Here is a 25,804-nt window from a genome sequence, read left to right as displayed (position 1 = left end):
TCTCTGGGCGTCAGATCGGCGTCGGGCTGCGGCGCGCCAGGCCCAGGGCCCGGCTCTTCAAGGCCTCGGCGGCGATCAGATAGGCGGCAACCAAGCCGAAGATCGCCGCAAGCGTCGCGGCGCTGGGCGGAGCGAAGCCCAGCACATGGGCCCAGGGCAGGAAGGGCAGGGCCAGGGCCAGCGAAAGGCCGCAGAGCGCGCTGACGATCAGGGCCGGATGCGGCCGGCTGGCCAGCGCCGGTCCGGCCGAGCGGACGATGAAGATCACCAAGACCTGGGTGGCCATGGATTCGATGAACCAGGCGGCGCGAAACTGGGCGACGTCCGTGTGAAACACCTTCAGCAGCAGCGCGAACGTGGCGATGTCGAACACCGACGACAGCGGGCCCATCAGGGCGGTGAACCGCAGCAGGCCGCGCATGTCCCAGGCCCTGGGCCGCGCGAGATCCGGGGCGTCGGCGCCGTCGAACGGAATGCCGATCTGCGACAGGTCGTAGATCAGGTTGTTGAGCAGCACCTGGACGGCGGTCAGCGGCAGGAACGGCAGGACCAGGGAGGCCAGGGCCATGGTCAGCATGTTGCCGAAGTTGGAGCTGGTGCCCATGCGGACGTATTTCATGATGTTGGCGTAGGTGCGCCGGCCTTCGGCCACTCCGTCGGCCAGCACGCCCAGGTCCGGGGCCAGCAGGATCATGTCGGCGGCCTCGCGCGCGACGTCGGTGGCGCCCTCGACCGACAGGCCGACATCGGCGGCCCTGATCGCCGGGGCGTCGTTGATGCCGTCGCCGATGAATCCGACCGTGTGGCCCCTGGCGCGCAAGGCGCGGACGATCCGCGTCTTCTGGTCGGGCGTGACGCGCGCGAACAGGTCGACGTGTTCGACCTGGACAGCCAGGGCCTGGTCGTCGAGCCTGTCGATCATCTCGCCGGTCAGCAGGCCTTCGACCGGCAGGTCCAGGGCGGCCACCAGATGTTGCACCACGGCGGCGGCGTCGCCCGAGATCACCTTGACCCGCACGCCGGCCGCTTCCAGTCGGCCGATGGCCGCGGTCGCGCTGACCTTGGGCGGGTCGACGAAGACGCAGAAGCCGAGGAACACCAGGCCTTGATCGCCGTGGTCGCCGATCGTTTCCTGGCCCGGCGCGGCCTTGAACGCCACGCCCAAGAGACGCAGGCCCTTGGCGGCGCGATCGGCTTGCAGGTCGGCCAGGCGCCGGCGAAGCGCCGGATCGAGCGGGACGCGCGCGCCCGAACGGTCCTGCGCTTCGCCGCAGAGGGCCAGCAGGGTCTCGGGCGCGCCCTTGACGATCTCCAGGCGTTCGCCGTCCGACAGCCGCTCGACCAGGACCGACACCCGGCGCCGCTCGAAGTCGAACGGCCGCTCGTCGAGCTTGCGCCAGCCCTCCAGGCTGCGGCCGGTCATGTGCAGGATCAGGGCTTCGTCCAGCGGGCTCTTCAGGCCGGTCTCGAACCTGGCGTTGACCGCCGCCCACTCGGCCACCTGGTCGTCGTCCTCGCCGTCGAGGCCCGGATGGCCGACCAGGGCGATGCGGGCCTCCGTCAGGGTCCCGGTCTTGTCGGTGCACAGGATGTCCATCTGGCCAAGGTCGTGGATCGCCGACAGCCGCTTGACCACCACCTTGGCCGCGGCCATGCGCTGGGCGCCGCGCGACAGGGCCACGGTCATGATCATCGGCAGGAGTTCGGGCGTCAGGCCGACCGCCAGGGCCATGGCGAACAGGAACGACTGCAGGGCCGGCCGCCCGAGGGCCAGATGAGCCAGGAGGACGAACAGCACCAGGAACAGGGTCAGCCGGACGATCAGCACGCCCAGCTGATGGACGCCCCGCTCGAAGGCGGTGGGGGGCTGCGCGGCCGACAAGGCTCCGGCGATCGCCCCGATCCGGGTGCGCGCGCCGGTGGCGACGACCAGCATGCGGGCCGCGCCGGCGACGACGGAGGCGCCCTCGAACAGCGCATTGCGCGCGTCGGCCAGGACGGTTTCGGTGGCGGCCGGCTCGCTCGCCTTCTCCACGGGATAGGGCTCGCCGGTCAGCAGGGCCTGATTGACCTGCACGCCGTTGGCCTCCAGGACCACGCCGTCGGCCGGGACCAGATCGCCGGCGGCCAGCTCGACGACATCGCCGGCCACCAGCTGCGCGACCGGCAGTTGCGCCACCTTGCCGTCCCGCCACACCGCCGCGCGCAGGGCGATCGTCTGGCGCAGGGCGGCGGCGACGGCCTGGGCGCGATGCTCCTGAACCATGTCCAGGCCCGTCGAGGCCAGGATGACGAAGACGATGATCACGAAGCTGGGAAGATCGCCGGTGGCGCCGGCGATGGCCGCGGCCACCAGCAGTATGGCGACCAACGGATTGGTCAGGCGGCGCAAGAGATCGGCCCAGGCGTGACGGCGGGCGGCCGGGGCGATGGTGTTGGGTCCGTCGCGCGCCAGGCGCGAGCGGGCCTGCGATGCCGAAAGGCCCTGGCGATCGCTCGCCAGGGCCTTGATCAACGCGCCGGCGCCCTGACGCCAGAATTCGGGAGGCCTGGCGCTCATCGGCGCCGTCCGGTCAGGCGCAGGGCGAACAGGAAGGGGTTCAGCAGGTCCAGATAGAGCGTCAGCGCCCCGACCACGGGCGCGCGCGCGTCGCCGCTCCAGCGTTGCGCGTACAGGCGGCCGATGTGCTGGACGTCGAGCGCGGTCAGGCCGGCGAACACCAGCACGCCGATGGCGCAGATCGCCAGGTCCACTGTCGAGGGGCCGAACAGCAGATTGGCCAGCATGGCCACGATCAGCGCCATCAGGCTCATCAGGCCAAAGGCGCCCAGGCCGCTCAGATCGGCTCSCGTCGTGGCGCTCAGCAGGGCCAGGCCGGCGAATCCGGCCGCCACGGACACGAAGGCGAGCGCCAGATCGTGATCCGAATAGGCCGCCACCAGATCTCCGAGCGAGAGGCCCACCAGCAGGGCGTAGGTGAGAAAGACCAGCGCCGCCGCGGCGGGCGCCAGCTGCCGGGCGGCGCCGCTCAGCATCAGCAACAGAGGAAGGGGCGCGAGCGTCACCGCCCAGCCGGCGGGGGTCAGGCCACGGCCCGTGACCAGCACCTGCGCCAGCGCCGGCAGGTTGGCGCAAGCCCAGGCGCCGGCGGCCGAGACCAGCATCCCGCCCGCCATCCACAGCCAGACCCGCACCATGAAGTCCAGATGGTCGGTGTCGTCTCCAGACGTCGAGAACCCTAGTTCGAGCTTGTCGTCGCTGCGCTGCGTCATGACGTGTCCTCGATCTTGGGCCGCGCGTGATGCCCGCGAAGGTTCAAGGATCGTCGCTGACGGGCGTGGGCCCAATTGGGGAACCTACGTAGGTTTGCGAAGTTCGCGGAAGACGGGAGACGACTAGGCAAGGCTCCCCATCGGTGAGGCGCGGAAAAAGGTCATGTCCGCCTGGATTCGAAAGTGCTCCAGCCATGGCCGCCCGAGCTGAACGGCGGGCGCCCGGGCGCGCCCCTGTTTTCGGCGCGTGGCGGCGCTGGCTGCTGGGCGGGCTGACCGCCGCGGCCCTGGTCTGGGCGATCCTCCATTTCGGCGAGCTGGCGGCCTTTGGCCGACTGTTGGCTCGCGCCCAGCCCCTGTGGCTGGCGGCGGCCCTGGTGCTCCAGGTCCTGACCTATGTCAGCGTCGCGAGCGGCTGGAGCCTGGTTCTGGCCCGGGCCGGCGCGCCGCGGAAACTGCGCCGGCTCGTGCCGATCGCCCTGACCAAGCTGTTCGCCGACCAGGCCATGCCCACCGCCGGCCTGGGCGGCAATCTCGTGCTGATCGACCAGCTTTCGCGTCTGGGCGTCGAGCGCGGGACCGCCGTGGCGGCGCTGATCGTGTCCCTGATCGGCTACTACGCCGCCTATGCGGTGTTCGCCGTGGTCATGCTGCTGTTGCTCTGGTCGCACGATCACGCCACGCCGCTGATGGCGGGCCTGGTGACCGTCTTTCTTCTGGTCGCCCTGGCCATGCCCGCCCTGGCGCTGTGGCTGAGGCGTCGCGGGGGCCGGCCGCTGCCGGCCTTCCTGGAGCGCCTGGGCCCGATCCGGATCCTGCTGGAGACCCTGGCCCAGGCGCCAAGCGATCTGCTGGCGGACCGCAAACTGCTGGCGCGCGTCGCGTTGTGCAACGGCCTGGTGTTCCTGCTCGACGCGACCACTCTGCAGGCCTGCCTGCTGGCGCTCGGCGGCGGCGTGGCCTTCTCCACCGCCTTCATCGCCCTGATCATGGCCTCGATCGTCGCGACCCTGGGGCCCATTCCGCTGGGCCTGGGCACGTTCGAAGCCACCTGCACCGCGACCCTGCACATGCTGGGCGCGCCGTTGGAGCAGGCCTTCGCCGCGACGATTCTCTTGCGGCTGCTGACCCTTTGGGCGCCGATGGCGCCGGGCATGGCGCTGCTTCAGCTCAACGGCCGCCGCCGCCGCCGCCGCGCCGCGTCGACCGAAGACCGTCCCGCCAAGTCCAGGTGACCCGGCGCCGAAGACGCATCCGCGCCTTGCCTAAGTCCGCGGTTGGCGCGCATCATCACGACCGGGGACGGCGAGAGACTCTGATGATGGTGCGCGATCGACCGGAAGACGCGCGAGCCTTCAACATGGCGATGCGCTACGGCGGGGCGGTCGCCGCCGTGGCGGTGGCGGCCATGGCGCGCCTCGCCCTGGGGCCCTGGCTGGAGCATCGCTCGCCCTATCTGCTGTTCACCGCGCCGGTGGTGACGGCCGCCGCATTCGGCGGTCTGGGTCCGGCCCTGGTCGCCGCCAGCCTGGGCCTGGCCGCCGGCCTGTGGTTCAGCGGACACGGCGGGGTCGACTCGACCGAGCCCCTGGTGTTCATCCTGGTCTCGATCGCCCTGATCCTGGTCGGCGGCGAGATGGAGCGACTGCGACGCCGATTCGTCGCCAGCGAGCGGCAGGCCGAAGAGCGGGCCGCGGCCGCGGGCCGGATCGCGCGCGAACTGAACCTGCTGATCCACGGGGCGGCCGAATACGCCATCTACATGCTGGACCCGCGGGGCCACGTGCTGATCTGGAACGCCGGGGCCGAGCGCCTCAAGGGCTGGAGCGAATCCGAGATCCTGGGCCAGCACACGGCCGTCTTCTATCCCGCGGACGCGCGAGCCGCCGGCAAGCCCGATGACGACCTGGAGCGGGCCCAGGCCCAGGGCAAGCTCGAGGAGGAGGATTGGCGCCTGCGCAAGGATGGTTCGGAGTTTCTGGCCCACGTCTCGATCACGCCGCTGTATGACGAGGCCGGCGCGCTTCAGGGCTTTGGCAAGGTGGTCCGCGACGTCACCGACCAGAGGGCCAGCGAACGGGCGTTGCGCGCCAGCACCAGCCACCTGGCGTCCATCCTGTCGACCGTGCCCGACGCCATGATCGTCATCGACGAGCGCGGAGCCATCCTCTCGTTCAGCGCCGCGGCGGAACGGCTGTTCGGCTACGCCGAAGCCGAGATCGTCGGCGCGAACGTCAGCCGGCTGATGCCCGAGCCGGACCAATCCCAACACGACGCCTATCTGCGGCGCTATCTGACCACCGGAGAGCGACGGATCATCGGCATCGGCCGCGTGGTCGTGGGACTCAGGCGCGACGGCACGACCTTCCCGATGGAGCTGTCGGTCGGCGAGGCGAAGGGGGAGGGGCACGGCGAGGGGCAGAGGGTGTTCACCGGCTTCATCCGCGACCTGACCGAGCGCCACCGCACCGAGACCCAGCTTGAAGAGCTGCAGTCGGAGCTGATCCACGTGGCGCGGGTCAGCGCCATGGGCACCATGGCCTCGACCCTGGCGCACGAGCTCAACCAGCCGATCACCGCGGTCGCCAACTATGTCGAGGCCGTTCGCGACCTGTTGGCCCAACCCTCGCCCGACGACCTGCCGATGATCCGCGAGGCGCTCGACGACGCGGCCGGCCAGGCCATGCGCGCGGGCCATATCGTGCGGCGGCTGCGTGACTTCGTCGCCCGCGGCGAGGTGGAAAAGACCGTCGAGGACTTACCCGCCCTGGTCGACGAGGCCGTCGCCCTGGGTCTGATGGGCGCGCGCGAGGACGGCGTGAAGGCCAGCTTCGACCTGGATCCGCACGCCCGCCTGGTGCTGGTCGACAAGGTCCAGATCCAGCAGGTGCTGATCAATCTGGCCCGCAACGCCGTGGAGGCGACGGTCGATTGCCCGCGGCGGCAGGTGGCGTTCCATAGCCGGGCCGAGCCGGGCGGCCTGATCCGGGTGACCGTGTCCGACAGCGGTACGGGGGTCTCGCCAAAGGTCGCCGAGCAGCTGTTCACCGCCTTCGTCACCACCAAGGCCGACGGCATGGGCCTGGGGCTGTCGATCTGCCGCACGATCGTCGAGGCCAACGGCGGGCGAATCTGGTTCGAACCGGGCCAGGACGGCGGTTCGCAATTTCATTTCACCCTGGTGCGCGCCGAACCGGAGGCGGTCGATGTCTGAAAAACGCGTTATCCATATCGTGGACGACGAGGAAGCCATCCGCCGCTCTGCCGGCTTCATGCTCAAGACGTCCGGCTTTACGGTCACCACCCACGTCTCGGGCGTGGCCTTCCTGCGCGAGGTTCGCCACCTGGACCCGGGTTGCGTGCTGATGGACGTCCGCATGCCGGAGATGGACGGCCTGGAAGTCCAGGCGGCCATGGTCGAACGCGGCGTGGCCATGCCGGTCGTCGTGCTGACCGGCCATGGCGACGTGACCTTGGCGGTGCGGGCGATGAAGGCCGGCGCCGTGGACTTCATCGAAAAGCCCTTCGAGAAGGCCGTCCTGCTCGCGGCCATCGAGGCGGCGTTCGAACGCCTGGACGACGCCGAGGGCCGCGCGGCTCGGGCGGCGGACGCGGCCGTGGCCGTGGCGGCCCTGACCGGCCGCGAGCAGGATGTGCTCAAGGGCCTGGCCCAGGGACTGCCAAACAAGACCATCGCCTACGACCTGGGCATCTCGCCCCGGACCGTCGAGGTTCATCGCGCCAACCTGATGAGCAAGCTGAAGGTGCGCAGTCTGTCCGAAGCCCTGCGGATCGCGTTTTCGGCGGGTCTGGCCGAAGGGCCGACCTAGGGAATTTACGTAGCGACGCCATTGCGGGTCCGATGTCATGGGAGAGGCTTGGCCGCCTTTCCCGAGCGATGGTCCCCCGTGCTGACATGATCTTGGCCGCATCTCCCGACACGCCCGCGCGTCCCCGCCTGCTCCTGGTGGAGGACGACCCCGGCGTGCGCCGCGCCCTGCAACTGCTGCTGCGGGGCCGAGGCTTCGACGTTCGCGCCTACGCCGTCGGCGCCGCCTTGATCGCCGATCTGCAGGCGCAGATGGACGCGGTCGCCCTGGTCGCCGATTTCAAGATGCCGCAGATCGACGGCGTGGCGCTGCTGACGGCGTTGCGCGCCGCCGGCTGGAACGGACCGGCCCTGTTGATCACCGGCTTCCCCAGCCGTGAGGTCGAGGCGCGCGCGCGGGCGGCGGGCTACGCCCTGGTGATCGAAAAGCCGCTGGTCGAGCAAACCCTGGGCGAGGCGGTGGAGCGCATGATCGCCGCCGCCGCGCGGACGCCGACTACGTATTAATCCCAACTGCGGCCGGCGGCGGGCGACGCTATCCCCGTCAGCAGGGCTGTCTACGGCCCGCTCGATCCCAAGTGCGCGTCGCCGCCGGCCTGCAGGGCCGGGCCGGCCCGCGGGTTCCGTTCCACGTGATCGGCTCAGTTCTGGAGGAATCGCCATGGGCAATGATCAAAACCCCGCCGACGACGCCCAGGCGTCCACCCGATCGGCCGACGCGCCGGCGTCGCCCAGGCGGCGCCGGCGCGGGCCCAGGATGGGTCGGCGCCTGCGGGGCCTGGCGCGGCGTTGGCTGTGGGCGATTCTGACTTTCCTGATGCTGGTGGTCGGCGGCGTCGCCGCCTGCCAGTCGCCGGGCTGGCTGGGGCCGTCTCATCACGAACCCAGTCTGGCCAAGCCGTTGACGGAGCCGAGCCGATGATCCGCGCGCGTCGTCGCCCCATCCTCGCGGGGGTCTTGGCGGCCGGCGGGCTGGCGTTCGCCGGGGCCTCCCTGGCCGCGACCTCGTCGCCGGACATGACCGGCGGACGCGGCGTCGCGCAGCGCAATTGCGGCGGCTGCCACGCGGTGGCCGACGGCGCCAGTCGGCTGGCCGACGCGCCGCCGTTTCGCGATCTCTGGCGGCGCTATCCGAAGGGCCGTCTCGACCTCGTGCTGGAGGAAGGAATGCTGCGGCCGAGCCGCCCGCCCGAGGAAGGTTCGCCGCGATCGCACCCGCGCATGCCCATGGCCGACCTCGGCGATGACGAGGTCGCGGCGCTTCGCGCCTATCTGCTCAGCCTGGATCCGCGGCGCTGACCTGAAGGCGCGCGCGATCGGGAGGCCGGATTTGATCATGCTCAACGCCGATCCGCACACGACGCGCAGGCTGGTTCGGGCGATCATGCCGTCCTCGGCCCAGGAGATCCCCATGAGCGCGATTCCCAGCCTCTCGACCGCGGCCGCGCCGCGATGACGCCCGCCCGGGCCCTGTTGATCGGCCTGGGCGCGGCCGCCCTGGCCGGCTGCGGCCTGTTGGCCCCGCCCGTCAAGGTCTCGCCCCTGGAACGGCTCGGGGACGTCGGCCGGGGGCGGACGCTGGCCCAGGCCCGGTGCGCGGCTTGCCATGCGATCAGCGGACCAGGCCCGAGCCGCGACCCGCAGGCGCCGCCGTTCACCCAGGTGGCGCGCCGCTACGCGGACCAGAGGCTGGATTGGGAACTGGAAGCCATTTCCCAGGTCGGCCACTACGCCATGCCCGCCAAGGCTCTGAGCCCGTCCGAAATGCGCGACCTGGACGCCTATGTGCGCAGCCTGACGCCGCGCGGCGACGCAAGCCCCGCGGTTTGACGCCGATCAGCGCGTGGTCGTCGGATCGTGGGGGACGGCGGCCGCGGGATTCAGCCGCCATTCCTGGCTGACGGTGTAGAGGCGGCTGCGCGCCGACGTGTCGTGGTAGTCGATCACCGAAATGACGCGCGGCGTGGCGCGCAGCACGGCCACGTCGACACTGGCGGGGTGAGGCGTGAACGGCTCGGTCTTGGCGTGCATCTGGATGCGCCGATTCAGGGCCTCGATGTGTTTTCCGGCCGGGACCTCGTCCACGACGGCGGCCATCGACAGGCCGCGGGCCACGCCGTCGGCCTCTCCGCCGATGGCGATCGAGACGCGCGGGTCCCGCACGATATTGGCGAGCTTCTGACTGTCGCGAGCCACCAGGAAATACAGCGCCAGCCCGTCGGCCAGATAGTTGACGATGGTGACCTGCGGCCAGCCGTCCGCCCGAAGCGTGGCCAGACTCATCAGGTGGTGGTCGACCAAGATCGCCGCTATCCGCTCGGCGGGGTCCTGGTCGTGTCCCGGCGTGTCGGGGCTGGACATCGTTTCCTCCCTTGGATGAAACCGCTTCGAGGCTGCGCCTGCCCGTGGATTCCGCCTTGAGCGTCGTCAAATCGCGCGCCGTGACGCTCAAGGATTGTCTGACGTCCGAAGCAAGGCCTCCAGTTGAGCCAGGTCAAGTCCTTCTGTCGCGAACGCGGCAGACTGGGCGGTGGTTCGGAAGGGGCGCGGCATGAGCATTCTGCAATCGATTATTCACGGCCTGAACCTGACGGGCGTGGCCGTGCTGGCGGTCATGGCCACTCTGGCGGTGCTGCGGGCGATCTGCGGCGAGGGGCCGGCGATGCGATACATCCGGCGGCGGCGATGATCCGCGCCAATCCCCGTCCCACCGCCCGTAGCGACGCCGGGGAGGGGCTGCGCTGGATCTTTCCGGCCTTGGCGCTGGCCGCGCCCGTGATGGGCGACGCGGCCGGCGGCTATCTGCTGGGATGCCTGGTGTTTGGCGCGGCCCTGGGGCTGTGGAGCGCTCATCGCACGCACGCGGTCTGGTCCGTCATCGCTTGGTGCGTGATCACGGGCGGATTCGGCGCCACGCTGATCCTGACCCGGGTTCCGGCCTTTCCCAGCCAGACGGCGCTGGCGCTCGTGGCGGCGAGCGGCCAAGGCCTCGCGCTCCTGGGCGTCGGCGCGCCGGCCACCATCGAGGGCTGGAAGGCGCGCGGCATGGTCCTCCTGTCCCTCGCCGGGCCCCTGGCTCTGGCGCTTTTGGCCTTGCACGGCGCGCCGGTCTGGGGCGCGTTCGCCGCGGCCCTGGCCGTCTGCCTCAATCTGTCGGCGCTTCCGCTGGCGCTCATGGCACGCCGCCGCGCCGCGCCTTGAAACGGGCTGGCGGTGTCCGATCCGACACCGGGGGCCTTCGACCGTCTGAAGGCGAGACGCCCGACCGAACTTGACCCAGGTCAACCCAAGTCGCCGCGAGAGGGCGTGTTCTGGGGCGTCACCCACCCCCAAACTCCAAGGCAGGACAATGTCAGCTCGCAAGATCAAGACGCTCGCCCGCGACGGCCGCGACGCTTTCGAAAACGTCACCGATCACTTCAAGATTATGGTCGACCACCTGGGCCAGGACGCCAGCGACGCGGTCTCGGTGAGCGCGGTGGCCCTGGGCCACGCGGCCATCGAACTGGTCGGTGACGTCCAGGCCAAGCTCGATCGTCTCGAGATGGCCGCGGAGCGACAAATCCGGCGCCATCCCGGCCAGGCGCTGGCCGGTTCCGCGGCCGGCGTGGCCCTGATCGCCGTCGCCGCCGGCCTCGTCACCTATGCCGTGACCCGGCGGCCTCGCGACGCCTAGCCAAGTCGCCTTGTGCAGTCTGGCGAGACGGAGGCGCAGGTGACCGAACGCACCCAGGGTCTGGACGAGGGCGAGGCGGCGCGTCGTCTCGCGCTGGTTGGTCCCAATCAGCTCGATCCGCCGCGTACGCGCTCGGTGGCGCAGATCGTGCTGGCGACGATCCGCGAGCCGATGTTTGGACTGCTGTTGGCCGCCTCGGCCCTCTATCTGGCGGTCGGCGATCTGGCCGAAGGCCTGCTGCTGACCCTGGCGGCGGTCGCCACCATCGTCCAGGTCGTGTTCCAGGAAGCGCGCAGCGAACGGGCGCTCAAGGCGCTGCGCGACTTGGCCGAGCCCATGGTGCGGCTGGTGCGGGACGGGGTCGAGCGGCTGGCGCCGTCGCGTTCGCTCGTTCCGGGCGACATCGTCCTGGTAGGCGAGGGGCAGCGCGTGCCCGCCGACGGCCAGTTGATCGACGGCGAACTGCTGACCATCGACGAAGCGGCCTTGACGGGCGAGTCGGTCCCGGTTCAGCGCGCGCCGGGATCGGCGGGCCTGTCCGACGCGATCTTCGGGGGCACGCTGATCGTCTCGGGCCAGGGGGTGGCCGAGGTGACCGCGACGGGACCGCGAACCGCCATCGGCAAGATCGGCGCGGCCCTGGCGACGCTGGCCCCCCCCGAGGACCCGCTCAAGAAAAGCATCGCGAGGCTCGTCGGGTGGCTCGGCCTGGCCGCCGGGCTGTTCTGCCTGCTGGTCGTCGTCACCTACGGGCTGATGCGGGGCGATTGGCTCGAGGCCGCCCTGGCGGGCATCACGGTCGCGATCGCGATGATCCCGGAAGAGTTTCCGATGGTGCTGTCGATCTTCCTGGCCCTGGGCGCATGGCGGCTTGGCCGCCACAACGTGCTGGTTCGCCACGGGGCGGTGATCCAGACCCTCGGCGGCGCCACCGTGCTGTGTGTCGACAAGACCGGGACCCTGACCGAAAACCGCATGACGGTCGCCAGGCTCTGGGCGGAGGGCGCGCAAGGCCCGCCCACGCCGCCGGACGCCTCCGGCCCGCACCCTCTGCTGGCGACCGCGGCCCTGGCCAGCGCTCCGCGCCCGATCGATCCGATGGACCGGGCGCTCATCGCCTTGGCCTGTCCGCCCGCCGACGCGCGCCTCGAACGGGTCTGGCCTTTGCGAACGGGACGCCTGGCCGTCGTTCAGGCTTGGCGCCGGGGCGATCGGAGTCTGCTGATGGCCGCAAAGGGGGCGCCGGAGGCGATCTTCGCCCTGTGCCGTCTCGCGGCCGAGGAGACGGCGTCCATCCGCGCGGCGCTCGACGTCCTGGCGATCGATGGCCTGCGCGTGCTGGCCGTCGCCGAGGCGGTCGGGGAGGGCGCCGCGCCGGACGAGCCCGAGGTCGTCAGGTTCGTCTTCCGCGGCCTCGTCGGGTTCGCCGATCCGTTGCGCGCCGACGCGGCCGCCGCCGTGCGCGAGGCGCGGGCCGCCGGCGTCAAGGTGATGATGATCACCGGCGACTATCCGGCCACGGCCCTGAACATCGCGCGCCAGGCCGGCCTCGACGTGCGGGCGGGCGTTCTGACCGGGGATGACATCGCTCGGCTCGATCAGGCGGCGCTGCGCGCGCGCCTGACGGACGTCTGCGTCTTCGCGCGCGTACGGCCCGAACAGAAGCTGGCGCTGGTGGAGGCCCTGAAGGCCAATGGCGAGATCGTCGCCATGACCGGCGACGGGGTCAACGACGCGCCGGCCTTGGAGGCGGCCCATATCGGCATCGCCATGGGGCGACGCGGGACGGACGTGGCCCGCGAAGCCGCCGACCTCATCCTGCTGGACGACAGCCTGGCGTCGATCGTCGGCGGCGTGCGGCTGGGCCGACGGATCTACGACAATCTGCGGCGCGCCCTGACCTATGTCACCGCCATCCACGTGCCGATCGCCGGCCTGGCCCTGGCGCCGGTGCTGCTCGGCGCGCCGCCGATGCTGTTTCCAGTGCAGGTGGTGTTTCTCGAACTGATCATCGACCCGGTCTGCTCGCTGGTCTTCGAAGGCGAGCCCAGTGATCGCCAGAGCATGCGGCGGCCGCCGCGCTCGCCTCGGGCAAGCCTGTTCGGGCCGCGGCAGATCGCGCTCGGCGTCTTGCAGGGGCTGACCATTCTGGCCGCCGTGCTGGCGCTCTACCTCTGGGGCCTGACGTTCATGTCCGCTGCCCAGGCGCGGGCCGGAGCGTTCGTGGCGCTGGTGATCGGCAACCTGACCCTGGCCGTCACCGACGCCGCGGGGCGTGACGGACGCCTGCTGGATGCGCGGCGCTGGGTTTTCTGGACCATCGCGGGGACGGCGGGCGCCATCTTGCTGCTGGTGTTGTTGGCGCCGGGTCTGGCGGCCCTGTTTCGCATGGCGAGGCCGCCGGCGGGGTTTGCGGCGCTCTGCGTCGCCACGGGCGTCTCGGCGGCCAGCTGGGCCTGGCTGTCGAGGATGATGCGGCGGCCCGGTCCACGGGAGTCCGCCCCCGGCGCCGGCGAGAACGCTTGATCTCGCTCAAAGCGCGAAGCTAGGGCGCGCGCACCCTGACGTCGCGGCGGATCTAGCGAGAGCCGCGAGAGAAGGGACCGCCGATGGACTGGCAAATCTTGGAAGCGTGGTTGAGCAGCGCGAACCTGTTTGTTATCGCGGTCTGCCTCTTCGCCGCGCTGTGCGCAGCGGCGGTCGCCGGAGCGATGCTTCACGACTACCGACGTGGCAAGCGGGGCGCGGACGCGGACGCCGAGAGCGGGCAGGAGGGATACATCGTCTCGGCGGTCCTCGGGCTGCTGGCGCTTCTGTTGGGCTTTACGTTCTCCATGGCGGTGGATCGCTTCGACGCCAGGCGTTTCCTGGTGCTCGAGGAAGCCAACGCCATCGGCACCACCTACCTGCGCGCCCAGTTGCTGCCCGAGCCGCACCGGGCGCGCATCACGCATATTCTGGTTCAGTACACGGACAACCGTCTGGTGCTGGCCAAGGCGGCGTCCGGCAGCCCGGCGCAACAGGCCTCCCTCCGGGTCAACGACGCGCTGATCACCGACCTCTGGGCGGCGACCAGCGCCGCCTTCGACAGCGTGAAGACCTTGGACTTCTCCAGCGTCTTCCTCAGCTCGGTCAACACCGTCATCGACCTCGACGCCTCGCGCAAGATGGCGCGCGTGACGCGCGTGCCGACCGAGGTGTTCGGTGTCCTGATCATATTCCTCGTGGCGACGGCCGCGGTGCTGGGCTACGTGCTGAGAGGCATGCAGAGCCGCCGCGAGGCCGGGCTGCTCCTGGCGCTCCTGACGCTCTCGCTCATCCTGATCATCGATATCAATCGCCCGTTGCTCGGTGGCGTTTCCGAGAGCCAGCGGCCCATGGAGGACCTCCGCGCGGCGCTCGCCGCGCGGCCGCCAGCGGTTTTCGACAAGTGGCGATCCCCGGACTCGCCCGGCGTCGGGCAGCGGTGAAGGGGGCAAGCCGCTGCTGGGTTGATCCTGCTCCGGCGTCGGTTTCAGGTCAGCCAGTATCGGCCGCCCCGCGCCGCGAAGCCGTCGCGGATCAAGCGCAGCAGGCCGGTCGCCAGTTTGGACAGCATGATCGCAACCCTCCCTGCGAAGACTTCACGCTGGGTGATGAAGGGGGCGGAGGCAAACCTGGCCTTGGCGCGCGCGTGAGGGCGGGCGTGAACGGCGCGGGATGCGGCGCCTGAGGGCCGAGGGGCCTGCTTTTTTGGCAGATCGGCGTGGAGGCGAGCGCGCCAGCGGCCTGTCGGCGGTATTACGATTGCGACAACTCGTAATATGTCGAACGCTGCCTTCAGCGAATTTGGAGGGAGCCCGCTCATGACTGTCTTGTTCACCCGCAAGCGTTTCATCGCGGCCATGGCCGCGACTTGCCTGGCCCTGGCCTCGTGCGGACCCAAGCCCGCCGAGAAGACGGAAACCGCTCCGGCGGCGGCCCCCGCCAAGACCAGCTACAAGATCGGCTGGACGATCTATGCCGGGTGGATGCCCTGGGCCTACGCCCAGCAGTCCGGGATCGTGAAGAAGTGGGCCGACAAGTACGGCGTCGAGATCGAGCTGGTGCAGATCAACGACTATGTGGAGTCGCTGAACCAGTTTTCGGCCGGCAAGCTGGACGGCGTGACCGCCACCAACATGGACGCCCTGACCGTCCCGGCCGCCGCCGGCAAGGACACGACCGTCCTGATGATCGGCGACTATTCCAACGGCAATGACGGGGTGATCCTGAAGAACGGCGCGACACTGGCGCAGATCAAGGACCGGCCGGTCAATCTGGTCGAGCTGTCGGTCTCGCACTACCTGCTGGCCCGCGCGCTCGAGACGGCCGGGCTGAAGATGGCCGACGTCAAGACGGTCAACACCTCCGACGCCGACATCGTCGCCGCCTACAGCGCCGCCGACACCAAGGCCCTGGTGACCTGGAACCCGCAGCTGTCGGAAGTGAAGAAGATGCCCGGCGCGACCGAGGTGTTCGACAGCTCCAAGATCCCCGGCGAGATCCTCGACGGTCTGATGGTCAGCACCGACGCGCTGAAGGCCAACCCCAATCTGGGCAAGGCCCTGACCGGAATCTGGTACGAGACCATGGCCCTGACCGTCGCCCAGACCCCGGAAGGCAAGGCGGCCCGCGAGGCGATGGCCAAGCTGTCGGGCTCGGACCTGGCCGGCTTCGAGAGCCAGCTGAAGACCACCTACCTCTATGCCGATCCCAAGGCCGCCCTGGCCGCGACGGTCAGCCCGGACCTGGTCACCGCCAACGACCGCGTCCGCAAGTTCAGCTTCAGCATGGGGCTGTTCGGCCAGGGCGCGAAGTCGGTGGACGACATCGGCATCAGCTTCCCCAATGGCAAGACGCTGGGCGATCCGGCCAATGTGAAGCTGCGCTTCGATCCGACCTATGTGCAGCAGGCGGTGGACGGCAAGCTGTAGAGCGTATCGACTTCCAAAAAGCCGTGCGTGGTCCTCGTCCTTCGACAAGCTCGGGATGAGGACCGCTTCCAAGGCCGCGGCAGTCGAAAACCTCATCCTGAGCATGTCGAAGGACGAGGTTTTCGGTGGCCGGGGCAGGGCGGCTTCCTCGTAGACAAAGGACCCAGACCCGCTTCATGCGCCGCTTGTTGAACGTCAGACCCCGAGGCGGCCTAAGCGTCCTGCTCGGCCTGCTGCCGCTGCTGGCGGCGGCGCTGGTCTATCTGATGGCGTCCCAGGCCCGCCACGCCGAGAACCCGCGCGACAAGCTGCTGCCGACCCCGACCGCCATGGTCGAGGCGGTGCAAATGATGTCCAGGGTCGATCCGCTGACCGGCGACGCGCCGCTGGTGGTCGACACCGCGGCCAGCCTCAGGCGAATCGGGACCGCTCTGGGGATCTCGACCGCGCTCGCCCTGGTGTTGGGCCTGAGCCTGGGCCTGCTGCCCCTGCTGAGGGCCAAGTTCGGACCCCTGGTGGCGGCGATCGCCGTGGTGCCGCCGATCGCGGTGTTGCCCATCCTGTTCATCGTCTTCGGCCTGGGCGAGACGGCCAAGATCGCCCTGATCGTCATCGGCATCACCCCGGTCATGGTCCGCGACCTGGCCGCCCAGGTCGGCGCCATTCCCGAGGAGCAGCTGGTCAAGGCCCAGACCCTGGGCGCCAGCACCTGGCAGTTGGCCCTGCGCGTGGCGCTGCCGCAGGCCATGCCGCGGCTGATCGACAGCCTGCGGCTGTCGCTGTGTCCCGCCTGGGTCTATCTGATCTCGGCCGAGGCCATCGCCGCCGATGTCGGCCTGGGCTACCGGATCTTCCTGGTCCGCCGCTATCTGTCGATGGACATCATCCTGCCCTACGTCGTCTGGATCTCGATCCTGGCCGTGGCCATGGACGTGGCGCTGAAGCTGGCCAGCCGCCGCTTCTACCCTTGGGCTCACCCGGTGCGGGGGCGCTGATGGACCTGTTGACCTTCCGTAATGTCTGGGTCGAGTACGGCGACAAGGTCGTGCTCGAAAATGTCGATCTGTCGATCAAGCAGGGCAGCTTCGTCTCGATCGTCGGACCGTCCGGGGCGGGCAAGAGCACCTTCCTGCGCCTGGCCCTGGGTCAGGAGGCCCCGACCAAGGGCGCGATCGACCTGGACGGCCGCAAGCTGCGCGCCGAGCCGGGCCCCGACCGGGGCGTGGTGTTCCAGAAATATTCGGTGTTCCCGCACCTCAGCGCCCGCGACAACGTGGTGTTCGGCCTGGACTGCGCGGGTTCGATGTTCCGCGGCCGGCTGTCGGGCGCCAGGCGTCGCGCGGCCCTGGAGCAGGCCGACGCCATGCTGGCCGCCGTCGGCCTGGGCGACAGCGGCGACGTCTATCCGGCCCAGCTGTCGGGCGGCATGCAGCAGCGCCTGGCCATCGCCCAGGCCCTGATCAAGAAACCGCGCATCCTGCTCCTGGACGAGCCGTTCGGGGCCCTGGACCCCGGCGTGCGCCTCGACATGCACGCGCTGATCACCGGCCTTTGGCGCGAGCACGGCCTGACCATCATGATGGTCACCCACGACATCAAGGAGGCCTTCAAGCTGGGGACCCGCGTCCTGGCCTTCGACAAGCGCCGCCGCGACCCGCAGGCCCCGCACCGCTACGGCTCGACGGCGGTCTACGACTTTCCGCTGGACAAGCCGGGCGCGGTGGGGCCCGAGGCGCTGGCGGGCCTGGGCGGCTAGAGCGTGGCAGCCGAAAGTGGATGCCGGTTTCGGCGCCCGCCACGCTCCAGATGTTTGAACGAGAGCATATCCCTGAGGGATAGCTCTAGGCCACCTGCGCGCTGGCGGCGGCCATCTGGGCCTCGAACTCCGGGTTGGCCGGAAGCTTCAACAGCTCATGGGGTTCGTTGCGGTCGTTGGCCGTCTTCAGATAGCGGGCGCCCGTGCGGCTGGTCAGGGCCTCGACCTTCACCTCGACGCCGTCGCGCATCACGAAGAACCGCCGCTGGCCCGCGTCGGCCAGTTTGACCGCCTGCCTGATCGTCAGGGCCCAGGGCTCTGGCGAGGGGCCGCCGACATGGGTGATCCGCTCGTAGGTGGTGTGGCGTCCGTTCTGAGCGATCCAGGTGATTTCGGCGTGCTTGGTCATCGTGCTTCCGGGTCCGGGCAGGGCGCGCGACGAGACCCGGCCAGGCGATGGTCGCGTGGCCGGGGCGTCGAAACGATTGTCTGCTGGTGCAAGAGCGCTGACGTCAGCGCGTCAGCAAGCATAGCAGTTTTCAGCGATTCCGGGGAAAAATGCTTGAAACGCGCGTCGCGGCCGCGCCGGCTAGCCCGCCAGCGACGCGATATAGGCCCGCCAGCCGCCCAGGGCGGTGATGTCCGTCGCCCCGTCCAGGGCGCGCGGTTCGGCCACGAAGCCCTTCACGGAGGTTCCGTCCTCCAGGGTCACCGTGCCGATGGCCAGCGGGGCGGGGACCTCGGCCGTGAAGCTGCCGAAGGCCTCGAAGTCCAGTTCGTAGACCTCCACCAGGATCGACGCGCCGCCCCCGTCTTCATTGGCGCCCACGTGGATCAGCGCCGGCTTGGGCGGCGTGGTCCGCGCCATCGCGTAGAGCTTGTAGGCGGGAGCGGTCCTGGTCGCCGACACCAGCCGCGCGTCGCGCGAGGTCAGCTGCCAGTGCAGCGGCATCCCGGCCAGGTGGGCGCCGACCACGGCCAGCTTCACGCCGGGCCTGCGCGGCGTCAGGTCCAGCGGGGGCGTGTCGGCCATGGGGAAGGTCTCCAGATAGCGCTCGGCCAGGGCCAGCAGCGCGCGGTCGGCGAAGGCCGGTCCGATCAGGGTGACGCCGAAGCCGGTCCCGTTCTCACGGAAGCCGGCGGGGACGGCGAGGGCGCTCATGTCGAGCAGGTTCACGAAGTTGGTGTAGAGGCCGAGATTGGCGTTCAGCGCGATCGGTTCGGCCAGCACTTCCTTCAGGCGATAGATGGTCGGGGCCGTGGGCAGCAGCATCACGTCCACGTCGTCCCAGATCCCCTCGGCCGCCCGGCGATAGGCCTCCAGGGCGTAGAGGCCCTTGAAGGTCTCGACGCCGGTGACCGCCACCCCGCCCTGGACGATGGCGCGCACGGTCGGGTGGATCGCGCCGGGACCGTCGCGCAGCAGATCTTCTACGGCGGCCGTGCGCTCGGCCACCCAGGGGCCGCTGTACAGCAGCTTGGCGCAGTCCAGCAGCGGGGCGATGTCGATCTCGACGGGCGTGCCGCCGGCGGCGGTCATGCGGTCGAGGGCGGCGGCGTAGAGGGCGGCCGATTGCTCGTCGCCCATGAACAGGCGCTGGTCTGGGCGCGGGACGCCGAAGCGGAAGGGGCCTTCCGGCGCGGCGGGCGGCGAGGATGGCGCGCGCCGCGAATAGTCGTCCTCGGGATCGAAGGCCGTCAGCACCTCGTCCACCAGCGCCGCCCCGGCCAGGTCGGCGGCGAACACGCTGATGCAGTCCAGCGAGCGGCAGGCCGGAACCAGGCCGCGCGTGCTCCAGCGGCCCTTGGACGGCTTGAGCCCGACCAGATGGTTGAACGCGGCCGGCACCCGGCCCGAGCCGGCGGTGTCGGTGCCCAGGGCGAACGCCACCAGTCCCGCCGCCACCGCCACGGCCGAGCCGGAGCTGGAGCCGCCGCTGACATAGGCCTGATCGAACACGCACAGCGGCGCGCCGTAGGGGCTGCGAACCCCGACCAGGCCGGTGGCGAACTGGTCGAGATTGGTCTTGCCGATCAGCACCGCCCCGGCCGCGACCAGCCGCTCGACCACGGTCGCCGAGCGCTCGGGCGTGTAGGCGAAGGCCGGGCAGGCGGCGCTGGTGGGCCAGCCGGCGACGTCGATATTGTCCTTCACCGCGAACGGCACGCCGGCCAGGGGCAGGATCTCGCCGGCCGCGATCCTCGCGTCGACGGCGCGGGCCTGGGCCAGGACCGCCTCGGCGGACAGGCGCAGGATCCAGGCCTGGGGCTGGATCTCGTCATAGGCGGCGACCGCGTCGAGCGCCGCCTGGGCGACCTCGACGGCGCCGGCGCCGGCGCCGCCGTTGACGGCGTCGGCGATGACGGTGACCGACAGGCGCTGGAAGCCGCTCACGCCGCGGCCTCCAGATCGGGCGCGATGGCCACGATCGGCGCGCCGGCGGCGATGGCCTGGGCCGGCTGGGCGTAGACGGCGGTCACCACGCCGGCCGTCGGGCTGTTGACGTCGCACTCGGCCTTCATGGCCTCGATCACGGCGATCACCGTCCCGGCCTCGACCCTTTGGCCGGGCTCGACCAGCACCTTCCAGACATTGCCGCCCAGCGGGGCCTCGACCAGGTCGCTGCCGTCGGGAACGGTGACGGCCGCCGCCTCGCCGCCGTCATCGGCCACGCCGGACAGGGCCTCGACGCGCGCGAACTCGCCCTTGGCCTCCCATTCGGCGCGCTCGGCGTCGAAGGCGGCCTGGCGCGTGGCCTGGAAGGCCGCGATGCTGTCGGCGTTCTCGGCCAGCATCCGGCGATAGTCCGACAGGCGGAAGGTCTCTTCCTCGATGCGGATCTGGCGGCGGCCCAACGGGAAGTCGCGCCGCCATTCGACCAGTTCCTCGGCGCTGACCGGGAAGAAGCGGATCTGGTCGAAGAACCGCAGCAGCCACGGCTTGCCGTCCACGAAGGCGTCGGTCTGGCGCCAGGTGTTCCACACCTGGATGGTCCGCCCGAACAGCTGGTAACCACCGGGGCCCTCCATGCCGTAGATGCACATATAGGCCCCGCCGATGCCCACGACGTTGGGCGGGGTCCAGGTGCGGGCGGGATTGTACTTGGTGGTCACCAGCCGGTGGCGCGGATCGACCGGGGTCGCGACCGGCGCCCCCAGATAGACGTCGCCCAGGCCCATCACCAGGTAGCGGGCGTCGAAGACGATCTTCTGAACATCATCAATGCTCGCCAAGCCGTTGACCCGGCGGATGAACTCGATGTTGTCCGGACACCACGGCGCGTCGTCGCGCACGGCCTGCATGTACTTGTCGATCGTTTGATAGATCGCCGGGTCTTTCCAGCTCAGCGGCAGGTGGACCACGCGCGACGGGATCTCGAAATCGTCGAGACCGCCCAGGCGTTCCTCGGCCGCCGTCAGGGCGGCCAGCAACTCGGCCTGGGTCAGGCGGCGGCTGTCATAGTGCACCTGCAGCGAACGGATGCCGGGCGTCAGGTCGATGACGCCGGGCAAGGCCAGGGTCCGCAGATCCAGCAGCAGGGCGTGGATGCGCAGGCGGAGTTCGAGGTCGAGGACGATGGGGCCGTACTCGACGAGCAGGTGCTGGTCGCCTTGGCGGCGATAGGTGACGTGGGGGCGATGACCCTGTTCGGGGAGTTCCTGAAGAACAGGTTCTCCCCCCTCCGTCGGCTTCGCCGACACCTCCCCCACGGGGGGAGGCTCGCGGAGCGTTTCGAGCAGGATTTCCTGCTCCGCCAACGCCTCCGCCGCCGCCGCGTCGTCCACCACGTCGAACCGCACCGTATCCCCCGGCGCCAGCTGCCCGGCCTTCCACAGGTCGGCCTGGACGATCACGAACGGACAGACGAAGCCGCCCAGCGACGGGCCGTCCGGACCCAGGATGATCGGCATGTCGCCGGTGAAGTCGACGGCCCCGATGGCGTAGGCGTTGTCGTGGATGTTGGACGGATGCAGCCCGGCCTCGCCCCCGTCGCGACGGGCCCACTCGGGCTTGGGGCCGACCAGGCGAACGCCGGTGCGGTTGGAGTTGTAGTGGACCTTCCAGTCCGTGCCGCCGATCATCGCCACGTCGGCCGGGGTGAAGAAGTCCGGCGCGCCGTGCGGGCCGGGCAGGACGCGGACGGTCCAGGCCTTGGTCGTGGCGGGGCGCAGGTCCCCGGCGAGCGGCGCGGCGGTCGTCGCGGAGGCGGCGTCGCCCAAGCGCAGCACGTCGCCAGCTGTGAGATTGCGCCCGGCATGGCCGCCGAAGCCGCCCAGGGTGAACGTCGAGCGGCTGCCCAGATAGACCGGCACGTCCAGCCCGCCCTGGAACAGCAGACAACCGCGCAGGCCCGCGCCGATCACGCGGCCGATCTTCAGGGTCTGGCCGGCGGCGACGGTGACCGGGGCGTAGGCCTCGACCGCCACCCCGTCGAGCTTGGCGTCGAACGCCGCGCCGGTCAGGCAGACCACGGCGGAACGGTTGAACTTCAGGGTCGGACCCAGGGCGGTGATCTCCAGCCCCGCAGCGTCCTCGCCATTGCCCAGCAGGCGGTTGCCCAGTCGGAAGGCCAAGGCGTCCATCGGGCCGGACGGCGGCACGCCGACGTCCCAGTAGCCCTGGCGCCCGGGCCAGTCCTGGACGGTGGTGGCCGGACCGCCGCTGAGCACCTGGACGGTGTCGGGCGTCCAGGTCACGCCCTCCAGGGCGCGCGTCGAGACCTCGCCGCTGACGAAGGCCTCCGAGCGGACGACGGTGCGCAGCCAGTCCAGATTGGTCTCCAGCCCCGCCAGCCGGGTCTCGTCCAGGGCCGCCTGCAAGGCCGCCACGGCCGCCGGGCGATCGGCCGCCGTGACGATCAGCTTGGCCAGCAGCGGGTCGTAGAAGGCGCTGACCTCGGTCCCGTCCACCACCCAGCCGTCGGCGCGGACGCCCTGGGGAAACGACACCTGGGTCAGAACGCCGGAGCTGGGGCGGTAGTCCTGGGCCGGGTCCTCGGCATAGAGCCGCGCCTGGATCGACGCGCCCTTCGGCTCGGGCGGCGGTAGGTCGAGGAAGGCGAAGTCGCCGGCCGCGCCCCGCACCATCCATTCGACCAGGTCGACGCCGGTCACCTGTTCGGTGACGCCGTGCTCGACCTGCAGCCGGGTGTTGACCTCCAGGAAGAAGAAGTCGTCGCGCTCGGCGTCGTAGAGGAACTCCACCGTGCCGGCCGAGCGGTAGTTGGCGGCGCTGGCCAGGCGGACGGCGGCGTCCAGCAGGGCCGCGCGGGTGGCGGCGGGCAGGCCGGGGGCGGGGGTTTCTTCGACGACCTTTTGATTGCGCCGCTGCAGCGAGCAGTCGCGCTCGCCCAGGGCCACCACCTTGCCGGCCCCGTCGCCGAACACCTGGACCTCGACGTGGCGGGCCTTGCGGACATAGCGCTCGAGGAACACCCCGCCGTCGCTGAAATTGCCGGTGGCCAGGCGCCGCACCGCCGCGAAGGCCTCGCTGACCGCCTCGGCCGTCTCGCAGACCCGCATGCCGATGCCGCCGCCGCCGGCCGTGGCCTTCAGGATGACCGGGAAACCGATGCGTTCGGCCGCTTCCAGGGCCGCCGCCGGATCGACCAGCAGATCGGTGCCGGGCGCCAGGGGCACGCCGTGGGCCTGGGCCAGGTCGCGGGCCGTGTGCTTGAGGCCGAAGGCGCGGATGTTGTCGGCGGTCGGACCGACGAAGGCGATCCCCGCCGCTTCACAAGATTCCGCGAAGTCTGCGTTTTCGCTGAGGAAGCCGTATCCCGGATGAACGGCCTGGGCGCCCGTCGCCTTGGCCGCCGCCAGGATCAGGTCGGCGCGCAGATAGCTTTCGGCGGCCGGAGCCGGTCCGATCCTCACCGCCTCGTCGGCCAGGCTGACGTGCAGCGAGCCGGCGTCGGCGTCGCTGAACACCGCCACGGACTTCACGCCCATGGCCTTCAGGGTGCGGATGATCCGGCAGGCGATGGCGCCGCGGTTGGCGATCAGGACCTTGTCGAAAGGAACCTTGTCGAGCATGGGCGCGGGCCTATTCCGAAACGATCATGCGCACGGGCGTCGGATTGAAGCCGTTGCAGGGGTTGTTGATCTGCGGGCAGTTGGAGACCACCACCACCACGTCCATTTCGGCCCGCAGGTCGACATAGAGGCCGGGGGCCGAGATGCCGTCGACGATGCCCAGGGCCCCGTCGGCCTCGACCGGCACGTTCATGAACCAGTTGACGTTGCTGACCATGTCGCGCTTGCCTCGCCCGTGGCGGGCGTTGGCGGTCAGGAAGTTCTCGACGCAGGCGTGCTGGGCCTTGGTGTGGTGGCCGTAGCGCAGGGTGTTGCTCTCGCAGGAGCAGGCCCCGCCGATGGTGTCGTGATAGGCCACGGCCGTGGCGGTGACCGTCATCATCGGCGCGCCCTCGTTGGACAGCAGCACCGAGCCCTCGCGCAGGAAGACGTTGCCCTGAGCGGCGATGGTGTCCTGGGCGCTGTAGCGCTCGGCGTCGTCGGCGGCGCTGTAGGCCAGGAAGTCGACGGCCTGGTTGCCCTCCAGATCGACGATCCGCAGGGTCTGGCCGGCCTTGACCTCGTGCAGCCAGGGCGCGCGCGCGGGCACGATCTCGTCGTGGACCACGGTTCCGGACAACGGGGGCGGGGTGTGGGTCATGCGGCCCTCAGCGACGGTGGTAGTCTTCGACGTTGAGGAAGGCGCGCAGGCCCTCCGGCGTCGCGTTGCGGATCGGGTCGGCTTCCGGCGTGACCGGTCCACGCCAGGCGGTGGCCCGCAGCGGCGTGACCGCGTATGCGGGGCGCGGGTCCAGCACGTGCGGGCAGTTGGCCAGCACCACGAAGAGGTCCATCTCGGCGCGCAGGGTGACGAGCCGACCCGGCGGGTAGGGGCCGACATCGATCACCGTCTCGCCGCCCTGGGCGATCCGCACATCCTTGAACAGGTTCAGGCACGGATGGATGTCCTTGCGGCCCAGGCCGAACTTGGCCACGCCCAGCGAGAAGCGGTCGCGGGCGTTGGGGTGGGCGCCGTGGTTGAAGCCGTCGCCGTACTTGCGGGCGTTGCTGGCCTGGTTGGAGGCGCCGCAGAAGGCGTCGTGGGTCCCGGCCGTGTCCTCCACCAGGCTGGCCAGCACCCGGCCCATGTCCGACAGCAGCAGGCGCCCTTGGCCCAGATAACCGTTCCACTGCACCTTCAGGGTGTCGGCGATGTTCAGGCGCTCGACCGGGCGCTCGGCGTTGAACAGCAGCAGCGACGAGCTGGCGTCGCCGGCCAGGTCGGTCAGGCGCAGGCGGGTCCCGCGCGCGATCTGGCGGCCGGCATAGCCGCCCGGCGCGATCGTCTCGTCCCAGACCACGTCGGCGGCGGCGACGCCCAGCGGCAGGTCGACGGCGTCGGTGGCCGGCACGGTGGGCATGGCCTCGGCCCGGGTCCCGGCCTGGGCGCGCGCGTGGGCCTGGGCGGCGTAGGGATCGGCGGTGCCGCTCATCAGACGACTTCTCCTTCTTCGCCGTGGAAATGCAGCGGCGGCAGCAGGGCGGTGGTGGTCACCAGCTTGATCTGCTGCACGCCGCGCACCTTGCGCAGGTCGTCGCAGAGCTGTTGAAGGCGCTCGAACGGACCCTGGACCAGCAGGACCTCCATGGCCTGATCGTCCTCCAGGAAGACGTTCTGGGCCGAGATCACCTCCTTGACGAAGCTGAGCTGCGTCTGGGCCAGGGCATGGCGCACCCGGCCGCTTTCGGCCCGATAGATCAGGGTGATGGTGCCGGCCAGGACGGCGTCGGGACGCTCGGCGCTGTGCTCGGCCAGTTCGTGGCGGATCAGTTCGGCGATCATCTGCGAGCGGCTGGGCAGGCCGCGCTCGGCGACCATGGCGTCCAGCTGCGCCATCAGCTCGGCCGGCAGGCTGATGCTCAGGCGGGCGAGTGTCGAGGAGGGCGTGTCCATGGGATGCATCCGACGGTGAATATTACGAAGGATGCAATATGTAATACTGCCCGCGCAGCAGGTCGATGCCGGGCGCCTCGGTTTTGGGCGATCGGCGACCGATCGTTACGCAGCCGAAGCGCGCGCCGGACGCGATCTGGGCCCAGGCCGCGCCTCGTGCGCTCGGCGGTGACAGGTCCCGTTTTCCGGTCCGCGCCCAATGTCCGCCGTCGGCGCCGAGCCGCCACATGATCGCGCGAGTAGGCGTCCTTTCGTGCGCGTTTCATGCGCCGCCTCCGTTGTGGATGAGAATCTTTTGCTCCGATCACCCCCCTCAAACGGGGGTTGTCGCCTTGGTCCAGGCCCC

24 protein-coding genes are annotated in these 25,804 nt (G+C 70.4%); 15 read left to right on the top strand and 9 right to left on the bottom strand.

Annotated elements, in window-relative coordinates; all coding sequences use genetic code 11:
• Positions 1-10 precede the first annotated feature (10 nt).
• A complete protein-coding gene (gene mgtA, locus ASD38_RS13875) occupies positions 11-2,560 on the bottom strand; it encodes a magnesium-translocating P-type ATPase (RefSeq protein WP_056460710.1) in 2,550 nt (849 codons plus the stop codon).
• Positions 2,557-3,273, bottom strand: coding sequence for a Bax inhibitor-1/YccA family protein (locus ASD38_RS13870; protein ID WP_056460708.1), 717 nt, complete (start codon positions 3,271-3,273; stop codon positions 2,557-2,559). The genes mgtA and ASD38_RS13870 overlap by 4 nt, the downstream gene beginning before the upstream one ends.
• 194 nt (positions 3,274-3,467) lie before the next feature.
• On the opposite strand from ASD38_RS13870, the gene ASD38_RS13865 reads away from it, so the two are divergent.
• The 7 genes from ASD38_RS13865 (at position 3,468) to ASD38_RS13835 (ending at position 8,932) form a co-directional block, all read left to right on the top strand.
• On the top strand, positions 3,468-4,508 hold the full coding sequence (locus ASD38_RS13865) for a lysylphosphatidylglycerol synthase transmembrane domain-containing protein (protein WP_056460705.1): 1,041 nt from the start codon (positions 3,468-3,470) through the stop codon (positions 4,506-4,508).
• An 83-nt stretch (positions 4,509-4,591) separates the two neighbouring features.
• Entirely contained in the window at positions 4,592-6,487 is a 1,896-nt protein-coding gene (locus ASD38_RS13860) for a PAS domain S-box protein (RefSeq protein ID WP_056444485.1), read from the top strand.
• Positions 6,480-7,103, top strand: coding sequence for a response regulator transcription factor (locus tag ASD38_RS13855; protein WP_056444482.1), 624 nt, complete (start codon positions 6,480-6,482; stop codon positions 7,101-7,103). Before ASD38_RS13860 ends, ASD38_RS13855 begins: the two co-directional genes overlap by 8 nt.
• 86 nt (positions 7,104-7,189) lie before the next feature.
• A complete protein-coding gene (locus ASD38_RS13850) occupies positions 7,190-7,609 on the top strand; it encodes a response regulator (protein WP_056444479.1) in 420 nt (139 codons plus the stop codon).
• A 154-nt stretch (positions 7,610-7,763) separates the two neighbouring features.
• A complete protein-coding gene (locus ASD38_RS13845; protein WP_056444476.1) occupies positions 7,764-8,024 on the top strand; it encodes a hypothetical protein in 261 nt (86 codons plus the stop codon).
• On the top strand, positions 8,021-8,401 hold the full coding sequence (locus tag ASD38_RS13840; protein ID WP_056444473.1) for a c-type cytochrome: 381 nt from the start codon (positions 8,021-8,023) through the stop codon (positions 8,399-8,401). The genes ASD38_RS13845 and ASD38_RS13840 overlap by 4 nt, the downstream gene beginning before the upstream one ends.
• Before the next feature lie 153 nt (positions 8,402-8,554).
• Positions 8,555-8,932: a c-type cytochrome gene (locus ASD38_RS13835; RefSeq protein ID WP_056460702.1), complete on the top strand. Its 378-nt coding sequence runs from the start codon at positions 8,555-8,557 to the stop codon at positions 8,930-8,932.
• A gap of 6 nt (positions 8,933-8,938) precedes the next feature.
• On the opposite strand, the gene ASD38_RS13830 is transcribed toward ASD38_RS13835, so the two are convergent.
• Positions 8,939-9,463 carry a pyridoxamine 5'-phosphate oxidase family protein gene (locus ASD38_RS13830; protein ID WP_056444467.1) on the bottom strand — a complete coding sequence of 175 codons (525 nt, stop codon included), beginning with the start codon at positions 9,461-9,463 and terminating at the stop codon, positions 8,939-8,941.
• A 190-nt stretch (positions 9,464-9,653) separates the two neighbouring features.
• On the opposite strand from ASD38_RS13830, the gene ASD38_RS23945 reads away from it, so the two are divergent.
• The 8 genes from ASD38_RS23945 to ASD38_RS13795 all read left to right on the top strand — a co-directional run bounded on the left by ASD38_RS23945 (position 9,654) and on the right by ASD38_RS13795 (position 17,489).
• Positions 9,654-9,791, top strand: a complete 138-nt coding sequence (locus tag ASD38_RS23945) for a hypothetical protein (protein ID WP_156390705.1) — start codon at positions 9,654-9,656, stop codon at positions 9,789-9,791.
• Positions 9,788-10,303, top strand: a complete 516-nt coding sequence (locus tag ASD38_RS13825) for a hypothetical protein (protein WP_056460699.1) — start codon at positions 9,788-9,790, stop codon at positions 10,301-10,303. Before ASD38_RS23945 ends, ASD38_RS13825 begins: the two co-directional genes overlap by 4 nt.
• A gap of 148 nt (positions 10,304-10,451) precedes the next feature.
• On the top strand, positions 10,452-10,778 hold the full coding sequence (locus ASD38_RS13820) for a hypothetical protein (RefSeq protein ID WP_056444461.1): 327 nt from the start codon (positions 10,452-10,454) through the stop codon (positions 10,776-10,778).
• 39 nt (positions 10,779-10,817) lie between these two features.
• On the top strand, positions 10,818-13,304 hold the full coding sequence (locus ASD38_RS13815; RefSeq protein ID WP_056460696.1) for a cation-translocating P-type ATPase: 2,487 nt from the start codon (positions 10,818-10,820) through the stop codon (positions 13,302-13,304).
• 83 nt (positions 13,305-13,387) lie between these two features.
• Positions 13,388-14,248: a bestrophin-like domain gene (locus tag ASD38_RS13810; protein ID WP_056460692.1), complete on the top strand. Its 861-nt coding sequence runs from the start codon at positions 13,388-13,390 to the stop codon at positions 14,246-14,248.
• Between the two features lie 375 nt (positions 14,249-14,623).
• Complete coding sequence (locus ASD38_RS13805; RefSeq protein ID WP_056460689.1) at positions 14,624-15,733, top strand: putative urea ABC transporter substrate-binding protein; 1,110 nt, start codon at positions 14,624-14,626, stop codon at positions 15,731-15,733.
• A gap of 176 nt (positions 15,734-15,909) precedes the next feature.
• A complete protein-coding gene (locus ASD38_RS13800) occupies positions 15,910-16,728 on the top strand; it encodes an ABC transporter permease (protein WP_056460686.1) in 819 nt (272 codons plus the stop codon).
• Complete coding sequence (locus ASD38_RS13795) at positions 16,728-17,489, top strand: ABC transporter ATP-binding protein (RefSeq protein ID WP_056460683.1); 762 nt, start codon at positions 16,728-16,730, stop codon at positions 17,487-17,489. The genes ASD38_RS13800 and ASD38_RS13795 overlap by 1 nt, the downstream gene beginning before the upstream one ends.
• A gap of 85 nt (positions 17,490-17,574) precedes the next feature.
• Here ASD38_RS13795 and ASD38_RS13790 read toward each other — a convergent pair whose 3' ends face one another.
• From ASD38_RS13790 to ASD38_RS13765, 6 genes are all read right to left on the bottom strand, one after another.
• Entirely contained in the window at positions 17,575-17,898 is a 324-nt protein-coding gene (locus tag ASD38_RS13790; protein ID WP_056444442.1) for a DUF3892 domain-containing protein, read from the bottom strand.
• Between the two features lie 180 nt (positions 17,899-18,078).
• A complete protein-coding gene (gene atzF, locus ASD38_RS13785; RefSeq protein ID WP_056460680.1) occupies positions 18,079-19,884 on the bottom strand; it encodes an allophanate hydrolase in 1,806 nt (601 codons plus the stop codon).
• Positions 19,881-23,525 (bottom strand): urea carboxylase, encoded by a 3,645-nt coding sequence (gene uca, locus ASD38_RS13780; RefSeq protein WP_056460677.1) that lies wholly within the window; start codon positions 23,523-23,525, stop codon positions 19,881-19,883. Before uca ends, atzF begins: the two co-directional genes overlap by 4 nt.
• Positions 23,526-23,535: 10 nt before the next feature.
• Positions 23,536-24,165 carry an urea amidolyase associated protein UAAP2 gene (locus ASD38_RS13775; protein WP_056460674.1) on the bottom strand — a complete coding sequence of 210 codons (630 nt, stop codon included), beginning with the start codon at positions 24,163-24,165 and terminating at the stop codon, positions 23,536-23,538.
• 7 nt (positions 24,166-24,172) lie between these two features.
• Positions 24,173-24,997, bottom strand: coding sequence for an urea amidolyase associated protein UAAP1 (locus ASD38_RS13770; protein ID WP_056460671.1), 825 nt, complete (start codon positions 24,995-24,997; stop codon positions 24,173-24,175).
• Complete coding sequence (locus ASD38_RS13765) at positions 24,997-25,467, bottom strand: CopG family ribbon-helix-helix protein (protein WP_156390704.1); 471 nt, start codon at positions 25,465-25,467, stop codon at positions 24,997-24,999. The genes ASD38_RS13770 and ASD38_RS13765 overlap by 1 nt, the downstream gene beginning before the upstream one ends.
• Positions 25,468-25,804 lie beyond the last annotated feature (337 nt).

Origin of the sequence: Caulobacter sp. Root487D2Y, assembly GCF_001427165.1 — a bacterium.
GTDB lineage: Bacteria > Pseudomonadota > Alphaproteobacteria > Caulobacterales > Caulobacteraceae > Caulobacter.
This window is presented reverse-complemented; position numbering and strand designations above follow the sequence as displayed.